This window comes from Gelidimonas denitrificans, assembly GCF_055694065.1.
Map to the genome: position 1 here is coordinate 353141 of NZ_CM146350.1, position 15705 is coordinate 368845.

The 15705-nt window shown below is 57.9% G+C and carries 18 protein-coding genes; 11 read left to right on the forward strand and 7 right to left on the reverse strand.

The features are described from left to right. Positions 1 to 509 precede the first annotated feature (509 nt). Together rplM and rpsI are read left to right on the forward strand one after the other, a co-directional pair. The gene (rplM, locus tag FKCLFG_RS01705; protein WP_472614522.1) at positions 510 to 938 is read left to right on the forward strand and encodes a 50S ribosomal protein L13; all 429 of its coding nucleotides are present in this window, start codon (positions 510 to 512) and stop codon (positions 936 to 938) included. Positions 939 to 947: 9 nt separating this feature from the next. Beyond that, positions 948 to 1340 carry a 30S ribosomal protein S9 gene (gene rpsI / locus FKCLFG_RS01710; protein WP_472614523.1) on the forward strand — a complete coding sequence of 131 codons (393 nt, stop codon included), beginning with the start codon at positions 948 to 950 and terminating at the stop codon, positions 1338 to 1340. A gap of 230 nt (positions 1341 to 1570) precedes the next feature. On the opposite strand, the gene moaC is transcribed toward rpsI, so the two are convergent. Continuing rightward, on the reverse strand, positions 1571 to 2077 hold the full coding sequence (moaC, locus tag FKCLFG_RS01715; RefSeq protein ID WP_472614524.1) for a cyclic pyranopterin monophosphate synthase MoaC: 507 nt from the start codon (positions 2075 to 2077) through the stop codon (positions 1571 to 1573). Positions 2078 to 2154: 77 nt separating this feature from the next. Here moaC and FKCLFG_RS01720 point away from each other — a divergent pair, with 77 nt between their 5' ends. Continuing rightward, positions 2155 to 3681, forward strand: coding sequence for a beta-barrel assembly-enhancing protease (locus FKCLFG_RS01720; RefSeq protein WP_472615900.1), 1527 nt, complete (start codon positions 2155 to 2157; stop codon positions 3679 to 3681). A 73-nt stretch (positions 3682 to 3754) separates the two neighbouring features. Here the strand turns inward: FKCLFG_RS01720 and FKCLFG_RS01725 are convergent, their stop codons facing one another. From FKCLFG_RS01725 to FKCLFG_RS01745, 5 genes are all read right to left on the reverse strand, one after another. Further along, on the reverse strand, positions 3755 to 4357 hold the full coding sequence (locus FKCLFG_RS01725) for a DUF2946 family protein (RefSeq protein ID WP_472614525.1): 603 nt from the start codon (positions 4355 to 4357) through the stop codon (positions 3755 to 3757). A 109-nt stretch (positions 4358 to 4466) separates the two neighbouring features. Beyond that, the gene (locus FKCLFG_RS01730; protein ID WP_472614526.1) at positions 4467 to 5414 is read right to left on the reverse strand and encodes a YheT family hydrolase; all 948 of its coding nucleotides are present in this window, start codon (positions 5412 to 5414) and stop codon (positions 4467 to 4469) included. A gap of 63 nt (positions 5415 to 5477) precedes the next feature. Beyond that, a complete protein-coding gene (locus tag FKCLFG_RS01735; protein WP_472614527.1) occupies positions 5478 to 5918 on the reverse strand; it encodes a YybH family protein in 441 nt (146 codons plus the stop codon). 111 nt (positions 5919 to 6029) lie between these two features. Next, complete coding sequence (locus FKCLFG_RS01740) at positions 6030 to 6272, reverse strand: zinc-finger domain-containing protein (protein WP_472614528.1); 243 nt, start codon at positions 6270 to 6272, stop codon at positions 6030 to 6032. A gap of 66 nt (positions 6273 to 6338) precedes the next feature. Then, on the reverse strand, positions 6339 to 7259 hold the full coding sequence (locus FKCLFG_RS01745; RefSeq protein ID WP_472614529.1) for a branched-chain amino acid transaminase: 921 nt from the start codon (positions 7257 to 7259) through the stop codon (positions 6339 to 6341). A gap of 168 nt (positions 7260 to 7427) precedes the next feature. Between FKCLFG_RS01745 and FKCLFG_RS01750 the strand changes: the two genes are divergently transcribed. The 8 genes from FKCLFG_RS01750 to FKCLFG_RS01785 all read left to right on the forward strand — a co-directional run bounded on the left by FKCLFG_RS01750 (position 7428) and on the right by FKCLFG_RS01785 (position 15408). After that, a complete protein-coding gene (locus FKCLFG_RS01750) occupies positions 7428 to 8189 on the forward strand; it encodes an AzlC family ABC transporter permease (RefSeq protein WP_472614530.1) in 762 nt (253 codons plus the stop codon). A 9-nt stretch (positions 8190 to 8198) separates the two neighbouring features. Next, complete coding sequence (locus tag FKCLFG_RS01755) at positions 8199 to 8522, forward strand: AzlD domain-containing protein (RefSeq protein WP_472614531.1); 324 nt, start codon at positions 8199 to 8201, stop codon at positions 8520 to 8522. Between the two features lie 104 nt (positions 8523 to 8626). Next, positions 8627 to 9817: a phosphoglycerate kinase gene (locus FKCLFG_RS01760; RefSeq protein ID WP_472614532.1), complete on the forward strand. Its 1191-nt coding sequence runs from the start codon at positions 8627 to 8629 to the stop codon at positions 9815 to 9817. Between the two features lie 332 nt (positions 9818 to 10149). Next, the gene (gene fba / locus FKCLFG_RS01765; RefSeq protein ID WP_472614533.1) at positions 10150 to 11214 is read left to right on the forward strand and encodes a class II fructose-bisphosphate aldolase; all 1065 of its coding nucleotides are present in this window, start codon (positions 10150 to 10152) and stop codon (positions 11212 to 11214) included. 76 nt (positions 11215 to 11290) lie between these two features. After that, positions 11291 to 11788, forward strand: coding sequence for a 5-(carboxyamino)imidazole ribonucleotide mutase (purE, locus tag FKCLFG_RS01770; RefSeq protein ID WP_472614534.1), 498 nt, complete (start codon positions 11291 to 11293; stop codon positions 11786 to 11788). A 13-nt stretch (positions 11789 to 11801) separates the two neighbouring features. After that, positions 11802 to 12680 (forward strand): phosphoribosylaminoimidazolesuccinocarboxamide synthase, encoded by an 879-nt coding sequence (locus FKCLFG_RS01775; protein WP_472614535.1) that lies wholly within the window; start codon positions 11802 to 11804, stop codon positions 12678 to 12680. 133 nt (positions 12681 to 12813) lie between these two features. Further along, the gene (locus FKCLFG_RS01780) at positions 12814 to 13836 is read left to right on the forward strand and encodes an L-threonylcarbamoyladenylate synthase (protein WP_472614536.1); all 1023 of its coding nucleotides are present in this window, start codon (positions 12814 to 12816) and stop codon (positions 13834 to 13836) included. Between the two features lie 171 nt (positions 13837 to 14007). Further along, a complete protein-coding gene (locus tag FKCLFG_RS01785) occupies positions 14008 to 15408 on the forward strand; it encodes an SGNH/GDSL hydrolase family protein (protein ID WP_472614537.1) in 1401 nt (466 codons plus the stop codon). A gap of 27 nt (positions 15409 to 15435) precedes the next feature. Here FKCLFG_RS01785 and FKCLFG_RS01790 read toward each other — a convergent pair whose 3' ends face one another. Then, positions 15436 to 15690 (reverse strand): SemiSWEET transporter, encoded by a 255-nt coding sequence (locus FKCLFG_RS01790; protein ID WP_472614538.1) that lies wholly within the window; start codon positions 15688 to 15690, stop codon positions 15436 to 15438. Between the last annotated feature and the right edge of the window lie 15 nt (positions 15691 to 15705).

The window sequence follows — 15705 nt, forward strand, 5'->3', positions numbered from 1 at the left end:
ACCCCGGTTGCGCCGCATTGATTTTTTACAAGATGGATATATTGCGTTGCAGCATTAGTTGCAATATGAAAAAATATATCCACAATGTGGAAAATTGAATTAACCAATTGATTAATATAAGTTTCCTGTTTTTCATTCGATAATTTTCAGTCAACGTATAAAATTTTTCTCAAAAATATCTTGCGATGCACAATGGCTTCGCTATAATCAAATCATTGATTAATGCAGTGAACGCAGTAAAACTTTGAAGCACCCAATTTTGCTTGTCTCCTCCACCCTCCTAACGGTGTGGATTTAAACCCGAAACCACCGTGCTTCGGGTTTTTTTTTGCCCGCAGCATTCTGGATAATGCTCTGTGGTTTCTGCCGGATTTGACGCCCAGGCAGTGAAAGGGCTATAATCCACGGCTTTCCGTTTGCTCAGGAAAGTAGAATAAAGGCGAGTCCACACTGTCAGTAATGTGCGGAACCACCAATTTTGAGCGAGTTAATCTAGTTAGAAAGTCATCATGAAAACTTTTTCCGCTAAAGCCCATGAGGTCAAGCGCGAGTGGTTGGTGATTGACGCGACGGACAAAATCCTCGGGCGTGTTGCCAGCGAAGTGGCACTCCGATTGCGCGGCAAGCACAAACCTGAATTTACTCCGCACGTCGATACCGGCGACTTTATTGTCGTTATCAATGCAGGTAAATTGCGTGTCACAGGCACCAAGGCAACTGCAAAAACATACTACCGTCACTCTGGTTATCCAGGCGGTATCTATGAAACCAACTTCAAGAAAATGCAAGAGCGTTTTCCAGGTCGCGCGCTTGAGAAAGCGGTCAAGGGCATGTTGCCTAAAGGCCCACTCGGCTACGCAATGATCAAGAAGCTCAAAGTGTATGCGGAAGGTTCCCATCCGCACGCTGCGCAGCAACCTAAAGTACTTGAACTCTAAGGAATAGACATGATCGGTAACTACAATTACGGAACCGGCCGTCGCAAGAGTGCAGTGGCGCGCGTCTTCATCAAGGTCGGCTCAGGTCAGATCATCGTGAACGGCAAACCTGCCAACGAATACTTTTCGCGCGAAACTGGTCTGATGGTAATTCGTCAACCGCTGGAATTGACCAGCAACCTCGAGCGTTTTGACATCATGGTTAATGTCAACGGTGGCGGCGAGTCCGGCCAAGCTGGCGCAGTGCGCCACGGCATCACCCGCGCACTGATCGACTACGATGAAACGCTGAAGGCAGAACTGAAGAAAGCCGGTTTTGTGACACGCGATGCACGTGAAGTTGAGCGTAAAAAAGTTGGTCTGCGCAAGGCACGTCGCGCAAAACAATTCTCCAAGCGTTAATTTTTTCGGCGTTGCTGGCACGGCTTGCATACTTTGCAGCGCTGTGTTCGGCAAGTGTTTCGGTAATTTTTCAGCCGAAAGAAGCTGTCGGATTTATCAAAAGCGCCGATGTAATTTGTGGAAGTTGCGTCTAATTTCTGCCAAAATGCTCCGTAAGTTCAACGACTTACGGAGCATTTTTTATTGCAGCAGCAATACGGCGCAATGCTTATCTAGGCACGGCGCACAATTTACGCCGCCACCCAATCCCCCGACTTCCCGCCGTGCTTCTCCAGCACCCGCACGTCGTTCATCACCATGCCGCGATCGACTGCCTTGCACATGTCGTAGATCGTCAGCAGGCCGACCTGGACTGCGGTCAGTGCTTCCATTTCCACCCCGGTCTTGCCGAAAGTTTCCACTTGCGCGCGGCAGTGAATGCTGGCGGCTGGAGTGTCGATGCTGAATTCGACGGTGACGCGGCTCAGCGCCAGCGGGTGGCACAGCGGGATCAGGTCGCTGGTGCGCTTGGCGGCCATGATGGCGGCGATGCGGGCAATGCCGAGCACGTCGCCTTTTTTTGCGCTGCCGCTTTGGATGATCTCAAGCGTGGCCGGTTGCATGCGGATGGTGCCGCCGGCGATAGCGATACGGTGGGTTTCGTTTTTGGCACCGACGTCGACCATGTGGGCTTGGCCGGTGCTGTCGAAGTGGGTCAGCTGGCCTGTGCCAGTGGGGGTGTCGGGCGAATGGTTCATAAGCGGGAGTGGAGCGTGGAACGATTATTGGGAGCAGGTATCATAGCATTGTGAAAACAAAACACCATTCCCCGAAAATGCAGTTGCTGCCGCGCTTTTCACCGCGTTTATTGTCGCTCGCATTGGCCGTGACCGTTTGTGTCGGGCCGCTTGCTCCGTTGCCGGTTGCGGCATTGGGATTGCCGACTCTGGGCGATTCCGCCAGCGATACGCTGTCGCCGTTGATGGAGCGCAAACTGGGCGAAGAGATCATGCGCGATATCCGGCGCAATCCCGATTATCTGGATGATGCGCCGGTGCTGGAATATCTGAACGCTTTCGGTTCCAGCCTGGTTGCGGCGCGCCCGGAAGCGCGCGGCGAGGCCGGTTTCGATTTTTTCTTCTTTGCGGTGCGCGATGTCAATCTGAATGCGTTTGCGCTGCCGGGCGGTTTTGTAGCGGTGCATTCGGCGCTGGTGCTGGCAGCGCAGAGCGAGTCGGAACTGGCGTCGGTGATGGCGCATGAGATCGGCCATGTGGCGCAGCGCCATATTGCCCGCATGCTGGGCCAGCAAAAGCAGGATGCGCTGATTCCGCTGGCGGCGATTTTGCTGGGCGTGCTGGCGGCAGGTGCCGGCAATGTGGGCGATGCGCCGGCGGCCCTGATAATGGGCGGCCAGGGGCTGGCGATTCAGCGTCAGTTGAATTTCAGCCGGGATGCCGAGCGCGAGGCGGACCGGGTTGGTTTGCAGATATTGCAGGAGGCCAACTTCGATACCAGCGGCATGGTGGCCTTTTTTGGCCGGATGCAAAAGGCTTCACGCGGGTATACCGATGCGGTGCCGGCGTATTTGCGCAGCCATCCGCTGACCACCGAACGGATTGCCGATATTGAAGCACGCATCCGCGATCAGCCCCATACCTCGCGCCCGGATAGTCTGGCTTTTCATTTGATCCAGGCGCGCCTGCGGGTGTTGCAGGATGGCAGCGCACAGGGTTTGCGCGAGGCCGGCGCATGGTTCGAAAAACAGTTGCAGCAAAAAGTGCGGGCGAAAACGGCCGCCGCCAAATACGGCCTGGCCCTGATCGCATTGGAACAGGGCGCACCGACTCGCGCCCAAGCCTTGCTGGCCGAGGCGCGGGTGGCGTCGCTGGCCCCGCAGGACGCCATCATGGCCAGCCTGGCGATTGACATTGCGCTGGCATCGAAGCCGATGCCAGCCATGGCGCAACAGGCGCTCAAGCAGGCCGACGCGGCGCGCGCGCAATTTCCGCTGTCGCGCGGGATTGCGCGCCAGTATGCGCAAGCGCTGATTGCGGCGACACGCTACCAGGAAGCGGTGGAATACCTGCGCGACCAGGTGCAAATGTACCGTGCCGAGCCGAAATTGCAGCAAGTGCTGGCCGAGGCTTACGCGGCGCAAGGCCGGCAGGCGCTGCAGCATATCGCGCTGGCCGAATCGTATGCATTGAACGGCAGCCTGCCGGATGCGCTGCAGCAATTGACGATTGCGCGCCGCGCACCGGACGCCTCGTTCTACGACCAGGCGATCATCGATGCCCGCGAGCGTGAATTGCAGGCGCGCTGGATCGAGGTGCTGAAGGAGCAGGGCAAGAAGCCGTAGGGTGGGTGCAACTCGCCGCACTATCTGCAACACATTTTTCGATTCGACGCGGGCTGCACCCGCCCTGCTTACTTTAATCCGACTGCGGTGTGCAGACAAAACCAAAGTGTTCAGCCAGCGCAGCCTGCGCAATGTGCTGCACCGGCAACTGCCGGCCGTCGTGCAGCAATTGCAAATCCAGAGATTCCGCACCAGCTTCGTGGCCGATCCAGGCCAGCAATGCGGTGTCGCTGACAGACTTGTTGTCGATGCGCAATTGTTCGATGCACTGCGCCAGATCGCGGTCGTCCAGCGCGGCGGTTTTGCCGCCGCTGCGCAGTATCAGGCGCGCGTTATCGGTCAGCCAGACCGCGTCGATGTTGTCCATCGGCTCGTCGGTCTGGGTGACGAAGCCGTGGGCGGGATCGCTGCGCACGATGTAGGGCGTCAATTCCAAATTTACATATACCCGTTGCGGGCCGTTCTGGAAGAACCAGCGGCCGCGCTCATCGGCGGCGTAATTGCGGCGGATGAAGCCGAGCAATGCCGGATGCGCGATCTGCTCGCCGGCCAAGCCCTGCTGTTGTGCGGGTTCATCGCGCATGCGCCAGGCGCCGCGCGCATCCAGCGCCAGCCAGCCGTAGCAATCCGGCACATCGGGCCATTTGGCGATTGCCTGTTTGACGATCTCGTCCATGTTCGTATTCCAATTAAGTGGAGTATGCAGTAAAAATATGCCATTGCCGCATATAACTATTGCGGGTGAATTTTATACCGATATGTGTATATATCAGAAACAGAGGCTGTCAGGCAGTTCCGTCCAGGAATTCCAGCATCTTTTGCGGCAGCCAGTCCAGGTTGCCGGGCAGCGCGCCGGCGGCAAAGCCGATGTGGCCGCCTTGTTCAGGATAGTCCAGTGTGACCGCCGCTGCGGCCTGACGCGGCAGATGCCGGCCCGGCAGGAAAGGGTCGTTGCGGGCGTTGAGCACCAGCGTGGGCAGCGTGATGTCGCCCAGCACATGGGTGGCGCTGGCGCGATTCCAGTAATCGTCGGCGTCGCGGTAGCCATGCAGGGGCGCCGTGACGACATTGTCGAAGTCGTACAGACTGCGCGCCTGCAGCATCTTGTCGCGGTCGAACAGGCCGGGGAATTGCTGCAGTTTTTGCAGCGATTTCGCCTTCATGGTTTTCAGGAACATGCGCGTGTAGAAGCGGTTCAGGCCATGCGACAGCGCTGCGCCGCCCTGCGCCAAGTCGAGCGGGGCCGACACCGCGCAGGCGGCATCGATGATTTCGGCCTGATGCTGGGATTCGCCCAGCCAGCGCAGCAGCACATTGCCGCCCAGCGATGCGCCGGCGACATAAAAGCGGCTGGCGTGCCGCATTTCTGCGCGCAGGCGGCGGATGATCCAGTCCAGTTCCGGAGTGTCGCCCGAGTGGTAGAAGCGCGGGGCCCGGTTCGGCTCGCCCGAGCAGCCGCGAAAGTGCGGCACCGCGCCCGACCAACCGCGCGCCGCGACCTGCGCCATCAGCGCGCGCGCGTAGTGGCTGGCGGACGAGCCTTCCAGTCCGTGGAACAGCACCACGAACGGCTGGCCGGCGAGTCCGTCAACGAAATCGATATCGACGAAATCGCCGTCGGGCGCATCCCAGCGCTGGCGGCGGTACGCCACTGGCGGCTTGGCGATGCAGGTCGCGGAATAGATGGTTTGCAGGTGCCCGTTGGGCAGCCATGGGGGCGCGAGGTACTTCATGAAAATTATTTTGTACCGGTTTACCGCGCCGGTTCTGCGCCAGCGCAATAACGGTGCGTCCAATTAATGCAGCAGCGCCGGGTGGAGCAGTTCAGACGGCAGTTCGCCGGTGGCGATCGAGGCGTGGTGGGTGACGAGGCGCCAGCCTTGCGCGGTTTTGATGAAGACATTGGTGGCGAGGATGTGGATATCTTGCCGGTCGTGCCGATCATGTTGGGTGCGCTGGACTTCTTCGATGATGCTGTGGACCGCGGTGGTCAGGCTGTAGCTGGCGTGCAATTGCACCGGACGGATATGCACGTTGCCGCGCTCGAAAATCGCCGCCCACGACTGCCGGATCGCATCATGGCCGACCAGGCGCGGTGCGCCCGGATGAATGCAGATGATTTCTTCATCTTCGGCCCACAGCGCCATCAAGGCATCCAGATCGGATCTGCCCAGGGCGTCGTAGAACGCGGTTTCGGCCTGTTCGGCGGTACTGTGCAAGTGTTTTTTACGTGCCATGAGGATCTCGGCAGATGGTGTAATTTGGTGGAGTATATTTTTTATTTATTGTAAATAATGCGGCAATAAACATGTTTTTTAATATACTCCATGCGATATCTGAAAAATTGTTCAATGTCCGTGGATTGCGGTGCCCGGTTTTAGCTTATATACGGTGCCGCAATACGGGCAAGTCGCACTGCCGCCATGCGACAGGTCGAGGAAGATGCGCGGGTGGGACGACCAGAGCGGCATCGCGACGTTAGGGCAATGGGCGGGCAAATCCTTGCCGTCGAGTTCCACGATGGCGCTTGCTTTGGTTGCGCTTGTTGCGTTAGTTGCGTTTGCTGCGGTGCTTGGATCGGTTGCTTGCATGTGATTCTCCGTTGTTGTTCGGGCGGCTTTAGAGGCCGCCCGAAATTGATTTTTATTGTGAATGCATTACACCAGCGTTAGCCAGTGCTGATATTGCGGTGCTTTTCCGGCGACTGCATCGAAAAACAGCGCTTGCAGTTTTCCGGTGATCGGGCCGCGCCGGCCAGCACCGATCTGGCGGTTGTCGAGTTCGCGGATCGGCGTGACTTCGGCGGCGGTGCCGGTGAAGAAAGCTTCGTCGCAACAGTACACTTCGTCGCGCGTGATGCGTTTTTCGATCACTTCGATGCCGAGGTCGCGCGCCATCGTCAGCACCGAATCGCGCGTGATACCGTCCAGACAGGAGGCCAGGTCGGGCGTGTAAATCTTGCCATTCTTGACGATGAATACGTTTTCGCCCGAGCCTTCGGAGACGTAGCCTTCGGTGTCCAGCAGCAAGGCTTCGTCGTAGCCGTCGGCCAGCGCTTCCTGGTTGGCCAGGATCGAGTTGATGTAATAGCCGGAAGCCTTGGCGCGCACCATCGAGGCGTTGACGTGGTGGCGGGTGAAGGACGAGACCTTGACGCGGATGCCCTTGGCCATGCCTTCTTCGCCCAGATACGCGCCCCACGGCCAGGCGGCGATGGCGACGTGGATGCTGTTGCCTTTGGCGGAGATGCCGAGTTTTTCGGAGCCGATCCAGATCAGCGGGCGCAGGTAGCAGGATTCGAGCTTGTTTTCGCGCACCACCTGTTTTTGCGCTTCCATCAGGGTGTCCAGATCGTATGGCACCACCATCTGGAAGATCTTGGCCGAGTTCAGCAGGCGCTGGGTGTGCTCTTGCAGGCGGAAAATTGCGGTGCCTTGCGGCGTCTGGTAGGCGCGCACGCCTTCGAATACGGCCATGCCGTAGTGCAGCGAGTGCGTCAGCACGTGCAGCGTGGCGTCGCGCCAGTCTACTAGTGTGCCGTCTTTCCAAATTTTTCCGTCGCGATCGTCCATGGACATGGCGTGTCTCCAAATAGCGTAGCAAGGTTTCGATTTTAACGGATTCAGGCAGCTTGGAAAGTTCGTTGGTAGAATTGTTACCCCAAAATATTAATATCCCCTGCTTGCAAAACAGGACAGTCGATACCTGCCGGTATTCTCGATAAGGTGAAAAGCAGCATGAAGGCGATGGACAGTAAAGTCCCGGAACGGGTTGCTACCGATGCAGATAGGGCGATCCAGGCCCGTGCCGCTGAAAAAACGGCATTCAGCGAGGCGCTCAGGTTATCCGCCGCCACCATGCCCGGCATTTTTGCGTGGGGTCTGGTGTCCGGCATGGCAATGGTCAAGTCCGGCCTGACCTTGGGGCAAGCGCTGGGGATGACGTTTCTGGTGTTCGCCGGTTCGGCGCAACTGGCTGTGCTGCCATTGATGATGGTCAATGCGCCGGTCATGGTGATATTCGCCACGGCAATGGTGGTCAATTTGCGTTTTGTCATTTTTGGCGCGACGATCGGCCCGCATTTGTCGCATCTGCCCTGGTATCAGCGTATCTGGTACGGCTATTTCAATGCTGACATCACGATGGCTTTTTTTCCGCGCCGTTTTCCGGCCGAGACGCTGTACCGGCCCGAGGGCAAGGTCGGCTTCTTTGCCGGCATCGGTTACTCCAACTGGTGTGCGTGGCAGATCGGCGCGGTGGCGGGCATCTTGCTGGCGAGCCAGATTCCAGAGAATTGGGGCGTTGGGTTTGCCGGTACCCTGGCGTTGCTGGCGGTCATGATTCCATTGATTATTAATGTGGCAGCACTGGGCGGCGTGGTCGTGGCCGGTCTCGTCGCGATCATTGCGGATGGTTTGCCTTTTCGCCTGGGCTTGTTGCTGGCCGTAGTGCTCGGCATGGCGGTCTCGATGCTGATCGATGTACTTCTTGAAAAGATAAAAACATGAGAGATAACGATGAATGAGACCGATACCTGGATCGCCATTATTTTGTTGACCGTGTCCACGATCCTGACGCGCAGTTCGTTCTTTTTGCTCGGCAATGCGGTCAAATTCCCACCGAAAGTCCAGCATGCGCTGCGCTATGCGCCAGCCGCGGCGCTGGCCGCCATTGTGGTGCCGGATATGGTGTTGTCGGGCGGCGCGGTGACGATCTCGATGGCCAATCCCAAGCTGCTGGCCGGCATCGGTGCGGCCATGTTTTTTATGGCGACCCAGCGCCTGCTGGGGACGATTGTGGTCGGGATGGCTTTGTTTACCGTAATACGTTTGTTTTTTTGAAATTTGTCATTGGATATATTGCTGTTTTCGCAAGAAAAAACGGTTTTGGAGCACGTTCGCTGCGGTAAAATAGCGATTTTTCCTCCAACAGGATCGGGACAAACATGCAATTCAATCGACTCAGCGACCTTATTGCCGCGAACGAACTGACCGGCAAACGCGTCTTTATCCGCGCCGATCTCAACGTGCCGCAGGATGATGCCGGCAAAATTACCGAAGATACGCGCATTCGCGCTTCGGTGCCGGCGATTCGCCAGGCGCTCGACGCCGGCGCTGCGGTGATGGTTACTTCGCATCTCGGTCGTCCGACCGAAGGCGAATTCAAACCGGCGGATACGCTGGCGCCGGTGGCGCTGCGCCTGTCCGAATTGCTGGGGCAGCCGGTGCCGCTGCTGCAAAACTGGCTGGACGGCGTCGAAGTCGCGCCGGGTCAAGTCGTGCTGCTGGAAAACTGCCGCGTCAATAGTGGCGAAAAGAAGAACAGCGACGCACTGGCGCAAAAAATGGCCAAACTGTGCGACATCTATGTCAATGACGCGTTCGGCACTGCGCATCGGGCCGAAGCCAGCACCCACGGCATCGCCAAATTTGCGCCGATCGCCTGCGCCGGCCCCTTGCTGGCGGCTGAACTCGATGCGCTGGGCAAGGCGCTGCACCAGCCGGCGCACCCGATGGTCGCCATCGTGGCCGGCTCCAAAGTATCGAGCAAACTGAGCATCCTCAAAACGCTGGCCGACAAGGTTGATGGGCTGATCGTCGGCGGCGGCATCGCCAACACTTTCATGCTGGCAGCCGGATTGAACATCGGCAAATCGCTGGCCGAAGCCGATCTGCTGGAAGAGGCGCGCAGCATCATGCAGATGATGGCCAAACGCGGCGCATCGGTGCCGATTCCGGTCGATGTGGTGTGCGCGAAAGAATTTTCCGCAATGGCGGTGGCAACCATCAAAGACGTCAAGGATGTCGCCGACGACGACATGATCCTCGATATCGGGCCGAAAACCGCTGCGATGCTGGCGCAACAGCTGGCAAGCGCCGGCACCATCGTCTGGAACGGGCCGGTCGGCGTGTTCGAATTCGACCAGTTCGGCGAAGGCACCCGGACGCTGGCGCTGGCAATCGCCGGCTCGAAAGCGTTCTCAATTGCCGGCGGCGGCGATACGCTGGCGGCAATCGCCAAGTACGGCATCACCGACAAGATCGGCTACATTTCGACCGGCGGCGGCGCTTTCCTGGAGTTTTTGGAAGGCAAGACGCTGCCTGCAGTCGAAATACTGATGCAGCGCAAGCGCTAATATCGATGCTTGCGCAGCCAACCTGACCGTGACCGTCCGGATGCGCCGCCACCCGGCGCAAGTTTGCGCAATATCGCAATCTGCGCGCATTGCGTCTGGCACAATCGAGCGATAGCAAGGTTGTCCTGCGGACAACGGAAGAACTTCTGGTCGCCAGCGGGATCGTATAAGGGTGATGCCGTAGTCGCTTGGCGGTTATCCGGGGCGCACGATAGGGCGCGCTGGTGGTGACACGGCTAAGGAACACGGAACAAATACGCAAATTATTTCACGCGCGTTCCTATACATCGTCAAGGTCGGCGAATACTGATTTTTTTAATATGGAGAACAACATGGCTCTCGTATCCATGCGTCAACTGCTCGACCACGCCGCTGAAAACGGTTATGGCTTGCCGGCATTCAATGTCAACAATCTGGAACAAGTCACTGCCATCATGCAGGCCGCCGATGCGGTCGGTGCGCCGGTCATCATGCAGGCCTCTGCCGGTGCCCGAAAATTTGCCGGCGAAGCTTTCCTGCGCCACCTGATTCAAGCGGCGGTCGAAGCCTATCCGCACATCCCGGTGGTAATGCATCAGGATCACGGCCAGTCGCCGGCGGTCTGCATGACGGCAATTCGTTCCGGCTTCACTTCGGTGATGATGGACGGCTCGCTGCTGGAAGACGGCAAGAATGTCGCCAGCTATGAATACAATCTGGACGTGTCGCGCGAAGTCGTCAAGTTTTCGCACGCGATCGGCGTCACCGTCGAGGCCGAACTGGGCGTGCTCGGTTCGCTCGAAACCATGATGGGCGACAAGGAAGACGGCCACGGTGCTGACGGCAAAATGACACGCGAGCAATTGCTCACCGATGTCGCGCAAGCCGCCGATTTTGTGGCGCGCACTCAATGCGACGCGTTGGCAATCGCGATTGGCACCTCGCATGGCGCGTACAAATTCTCGCGCAAGCCTACCGGCGACATCCTGGCGATCGACCGCATCAAAGAAATCCACGCGCGCATTCCGAACACCCATCTGGTGATGCACGGATCAAGTTCGGTGCCGCAGGAATTGCTGGCCGAAATCCGTCAGTTCGGCGGCGACATGAAAGAAACCTTCGGCGTGCCGGTCGAAGAGATTCTGGAAGGCATCAAGCATGGGGTGCGCAAGATCAACATCGACACCGACATCCGGCTGGCGATGACCGGCGCAATCCGTCGCTACCTGTTCGAAAATCCATCCAAGTTCGATCCGCGCGATTACCTGAAGCCGGCCCGCGAAGCTGCGGCGCAAGTCTGCAAGGCGCGTTATCTGGCCTTCGGCTGCGAAGGACAGGCTGCGAAAATCAAGCCGATACCGCTGGAGAAAATGGCCGAACGCTACAAAAAAGGCGAGCTGTCGCAAATCGTGAAATAATTCGACTGTGAAGCGAGAGGGGCACCGAAGTTTCCGGTGCCCTTATTTATTGGTGATGTGATTTATGGTGAATCAAATGTCTGAAAAAACACTGGTCGGTATCGTCATGGGTTCCACTTCCGATTGGGACGTGATGAAAGAAGCTGCACAAGTCTGCAAGGACTTCGGCATCAGCTATGAAGCGCGCGCCTTATCCGCGCACCGCACCCCGACCGAAGTGGAAGAATGGGTGGCCGACATGGAAACGCGCGGTTGCCAAGCCTTCATTGCCGGTGCCGGTGGCGCTGCGCATCTGGCCGGCGTGGTGGCGTCGAAAACCATTCTGCCGATTTTTGCAGTGCCGATTCCGTCGAAATATCTGAAGGGCATCGACTCGCTGCTGGCAACCGTGCAAATGCCCAAGGGCATCCCGGTGGCGACGCTGGCGATCGGCGAAGCCGGTGCCGGCAATGCCGGTCTGGCAGTGGTGGCAATGCTGGCGCTGCATGACACCGGGCTGAAAACCAAGTTAATCGCATTCCGCGCAGCGCAAGCGGAAAAAGTACGCAATGCCAAATTGCCTGAATTGAACTAAATAAGGAATCACCATGTCCGGCCTACTAGAAACAAACATCACATCCCTGCCTTTCCTGCATCGCGGCAAAGTGCGCGACATTTATGCGGTCGGCGACGACAAGCTGCTGGTGATCCAGACCGATCGCCTGTCGGCGTTCGACGTGATCCTCGATGACCCGATCCCGAACAAGGGCAAGGTTCTGACTGCGATGTCGGATTTCTGGTTCAAGAAATTCGGCCATCTGATGCCGAACCACGAAACCGGCATCGATCCGGAAACCGTGGTGACGCCGGAAGAGCGCGCGCAGGTTGAAGGCCGCGCCATCGTCGTCAAGAAATTCAAGCCGCTGGCGATCGAGGCCATCGTGCGCGGTTACATCATCGGTTCCGGCTGGAAGGATTACCAGAAGACCGGCGCGATCTGCGGCATCCAGCTGCCGGCTGGCCTGAAAGAAGCGCAAAAACTGCCGGAAACGATTTTCACGCCATCGACCAAAGCGCCGATGGGTTCGCACGATGAAAACATTTCGTTTGCCGAAGCCGAGAAAATCGTCGGTGCCGACATCGCCCGCCAAGTGCGCGACGCTGCCATCAATCTGTACACGCAAGCCGCCGAATATGCAGCGACCAAGGGCATCATCATCGCCGATACCAAGTTTGAATTCGGCCTGGACGAGAACGGCACGATCCATCTGATCGATGAAATCCTGACTCCGGATTCGTCGCGTTTCTGGCCGGCATCGAGCTATCAGGTCGGCATGTCGCCACCGTCGTTCGACAAGCAATTCGTGCGCGACTGGCTGGAAACGCAGCCTTGGGACAAGAAGTCGCCAGCACCGCGCCTGCCAGTGGAAGTGGCCGCAAAAACCGGCGAGAAGTACGCGGAAGCCTTGCGCTTGCTGACTGCCTGAGTTTTTTAAATATAAATAGAGTTGGGGTATAGGTTATTTAACCTATATCTCCGCATATATATAAACGGGCATCGAAAAATACAGTAATAGGTATATTTTGATGCTCTGATTTTTGATACTGAATAATTTACCGATGAGCGCTTTTTTCACTGATATCCGCCAGGCCGCTTTGATTCTCGAATCCGGCGGCCTGGTTGCTTTTCCGACCGAGACTGTCTACGGGCTCGGTGCCGATGCGGAAAACCCTGCGGCGATCGCCAATATCTATGCCGCCAAAAATCGCCCGTCGAATCATCCGGTGATCGTGCATGTCGCGCCGGAAGCGGATATCTCTTATTGGGTCACATCGATTCCAACCCAGGCGCAAGCGCTGATGCAGGCATTCTGGCCCGGCCCGCTGACGCTGATTCTGAAACGTGCAGCGCACATTCCCGATGCGGTGTCCGGCGGACAGGATTCGGTCGGCCTGCGTTGCCCGTCGCATCCGGTGGCGCAAGCGCTGCTGCGCGCATTCAAGGGCGGCAAGGGCGGATTGGCGGCGCCATCGGCGAATAAATTCGGCCATGTCAGCCCGACTACCGCCCAGCATGTGCGGGATGAATTTGGCGCTGAGTTTGGCGCTAATGCGCTGATCAAGGCAATCCTCGATGGCGGCCAGAGCGCAGTCGGGATCGAATCGACCATTCTGGATTTATCGCGTCTGGCCGCGCAGGGGCCGGTGTTGCTGCGCCCCGGCCATATCAGCGCGGCGCAGATCGCAGCCGTCATCGGTACCATGCCGCAGCTACCTGATCTGGCAGCGCCGCGCGCATCGGGCACGCTGGCCGCACATTACGCGCCACGCACCGCCGTCGCGCTGGTGGCGTCCGCGCAACTGGACGCCACCGTGCAACAGCTGCGTCGGGCCGGACACCGGATCGCCTTGATACGCTATGCGCGTGAACCCAGTACGCCGACCAGCGGCCAGTGTGCGTTGCCCGCCAATCCGGAGGGTTACGCTCACGGCTTGTACGCAGCATTGCGCGCGATGGACGCCGTCGGCGCCGACCTGATCGTGATCGAGTCGCCGCCGCCAGACGTCGCATGGCAAGGCATCAACGATCGCCTGCGCCGCGCCGCGCACGACTCCACCGGCATCTTGCAGCGCCTGCTCTAAATTTCTGCCGGTTTTGAGCTAACGCAAAGTCGGCCGGTCCGCTTTCCCGCAAAGTCGATATGTCCTTTCGGTGTTGCGATTGCCGAAAAGCATGTGAATCGATTGGATATTGTATTTACGGAAATAGGGCGCACGCCCCATTAATCTGCAATGCATCCCATAGGAGACACCATGCGTCAAACCCCATTTGCGTTGGCACTGCTCGCTGCGGCAGTCTTGGCTGGTTGCGGTGGCAGTAAAGATCATGACCGCGAGCCAGTCCCCAAAGTCAAATTCAGCGCCCAGGTTTCATTCGGCGACAGCCTGAGCGATATCGGAACCTATGCGGTCGGTGGCGTTAAAGCATTGGGCGGCGGCAAATATACAGTCAATGACGTCGGTGCCGATGGCACCAACGCGGCCAAGAACTGGACTGAAGTTATGGCGGCAACGATAGGTCTGCCAGCCCCGTGCGCGGCGGAAACCGGTTTGTTCAGCAATGGCCTCCTTGCCAGTTTTGCGGCTGCAATTTCCTTTGCGCCCACCTGCACCTCTTATGCGCAAGGCGGCGCGCGCGTGACGGCTGCTGTTGGGCCGGCGAATATTGTGTATATCGATAAACACAACACCAGCCAGTTAGGCCAATTGACGGTGCCGGTCGCGACGCAGATATCCAACCATCTGGCGAAAGGCGGCGGTAAGTTCAAAGGCGATGAAATCGTGTTTGTATTGGCTGGTGGCAATGATCTGCTGTTTCAGGCCAATCAGCTGGAACTGGACGCCACGGCGGCAGGAACGGCTGCCGCCAATAATCAGTATGCAACTACGTTGATTGGGACACTCGCCGCCGGTTCCACTGACCCAGCTGCTGCGCTGCCGGTTATCCAGAGTGCCTTTGAGACGGAATTGGCGAATCCCGCGCATACCACTACGTCTCTCACTCTTGCCGCGACCACCGCGGCGGTCGGGCAAGGATTTCCACTGGCGGACGTTCCAGCTGCGGTTGCTTCGGCAACGGCGGCAGCCGAGGCCGCTGGCGCGGTTGCCGGCGCAGCTTACGCGGCCGATCCTGCGAAATTGGCAATATATGTCGCTGCAATGGCGGATGCAGGCGATCAATTGGCAGCCCTTGTTAAAACGCAGATCATTGCCAACGGCGCAAATCACGTCACCGTGCTGAATTTGCCGGATGCCAGCAAAACGCCTTATGCGTTGGCGCAATCTGCTAAGGCACAAGACTGGATTAGTGCGATGGTAATTGCATTCAACATCCGTTTGGTGGCCGGCCTGGTTGGTCAACCCAAGGTGCTGTTGGTTGATGCCTACACATTGGATCGTGACCAGGCAAACAATCCAGGGACTTACAAATTGAGTAATGTGACGACGCCCGCCTGTGCCGATGTCGATGCGGATAATCCGTTGTCGCCGGTGAAAAATGCGCTGCATTCTTCCCTTGTGTGCAACAAAAGCAATCTGATTGTCGGCGCGGATCAGAATTACAAATTTGCCGATAGTGTGCACCCGACACCCTTTACCAATCAACTGCTGGCGCAGCGCGTTTCCCAGGACATGGTCGCAAAAGGCTGGTTATAAGCTTGGCGTGCGGCAAATCCGGCAGGTTCAGCCAAAGCGAATTTTCATCGACAGGATAAACACGGCTAACGGCAGGGTGACGGTATTGGCCAGGATGATGGGCCAGGAACCGATCAGCCAGCCGTACGCCAGCCACGACGTTATCCCCAGTGTGAAGGTGCTATACATGCCCAGCGACACGCCATCAAGGCGACGCGAGCGCCATGCCAGCCACGCTTGCGGGATGAATGCTGCGGTAGTCAGGATGGCCGCAACGTAGCCGATTAATTCTGAGAATGCCATAGGACGTTATGCACT

Coding starts and splice junctions, on each gene's coding strand:
- rplM (WP_472614522.1), top strand. CDS start 510: ATGAAAACTTTTTCCGCTAAAGCCCATGAGGTCAAGCGCGAGTGGTTG.
- rpsI (WP_472614523.1), top strand. CDS start 948: ATGATCGGTAACTACAATTACGGAACCGGCCGTCGCAAGAGTGCAGTG.
- moaC (WP_472614524.1), bottom strand. CDS start 2,077: ATGAACCATTCGCCCGACACCCCCACTGGCACAGGCCAGCTGACCCAC.
- FKCLFG_RS01720 (WP_472615900.1), top strand. CDS start 2,155: ATGCAGTTGCTGCCGCGCTTTTCACCGCGTTTATTGTCGCTCGCATTG.
- FKCLFG_RS01725 (WP_472614525.1), bottom strand. CDS start 4,357: ATGGACGAGATCGTCAAACAGGCAATCGCCAAATGGCCCGATGTGCCG.
- FKCLFG_RS01730 (WP_472614526.1), bottom strand. CDS start 5,414: ATGAAGTACCTCGCGCCCCCATGGCTGCCCAACGGGCACCTGCAAACC.
- FKCLFG_RS01735 (WP_472614527.1), bottom strand. CDS start 5,918: ATGGCACGTAAAAAACACTTGCACAGTACCGCCGAACAGGCCGAAACC.
- FKCLFG_RS01740 (WP_472614528.1), bottom strand. CDS start 6,272: ATGCAAGCAACCGATCCAAGCACCGCAGCAAACGCAACTAACGCAACA.
- FKCLFG_RS01745 (WP_472614529.1), bottom strand. CDS start 7,259: ATGTCCATGGACGATCGCGACGGAAAAATTTGGAAAGACGGCACACTA.
- FKCLFG_RS01750 (WP_472614530.1), top strand. CDS start 7,428: ATGGACAGTAAAGTCCCGGAACGGGTTGCTACCGATGCAGATAGGGCG.
- FKCLFG_RS01755 (WP_472614531.1), top strand. CDS start 8,199: ATGAATGAGACCGATACCTGGATCGCCATTATTTTGTTGACCGTGTCC.
- FKCLFG_RS01760 (WP_472614532.1), top strand. CDS start 8,627: ATGCAATTCAATCGACTCAGCGACCTTATTGCCGCGAACGAACTGACC.
- fba (WP_472614533.1), top strand. CDS start 10,150: ATGGCTCTCGTATCCATGCGTCAACTGCTCGACCACGCCGCTGAAAAC.
- purE (WP_472614534.1), top strand. CDS start 11,291: ATGTCTGAAAAAACACTGGTCGGTATCGTCATGGGTTCCACTTCCGAT.
- FKCLFG_RS01775 (WP_472614535.1), top strand. CDS start 11,802: ATGTCCGGCCTACTAGAAACAAACATCACATCCCTGCCTTTCCTGCAT.
- FKCLFG_RS01780 (WP_472614536.1), top strand. CDS start 12,814: ATGAGCGCTTTTTTCACTGATATCCGCCAGGCCGCTTTGATTCTCGAA.
- FKCLFG_RS01785 (WP_472614537.1), top strand. CDS start 14,008: ATGCGTCAAACCCCATTTGCGTTGGCACTGCTCGCTGCGGCAGTCTTG.
- FKCLFG_RS01790 (WP_472614538.1), bottom strand. CDS start 15,690: ATGGCATTCTCAGAATTAATCGGCTACGTTGCGGCCATCCTGACTACC.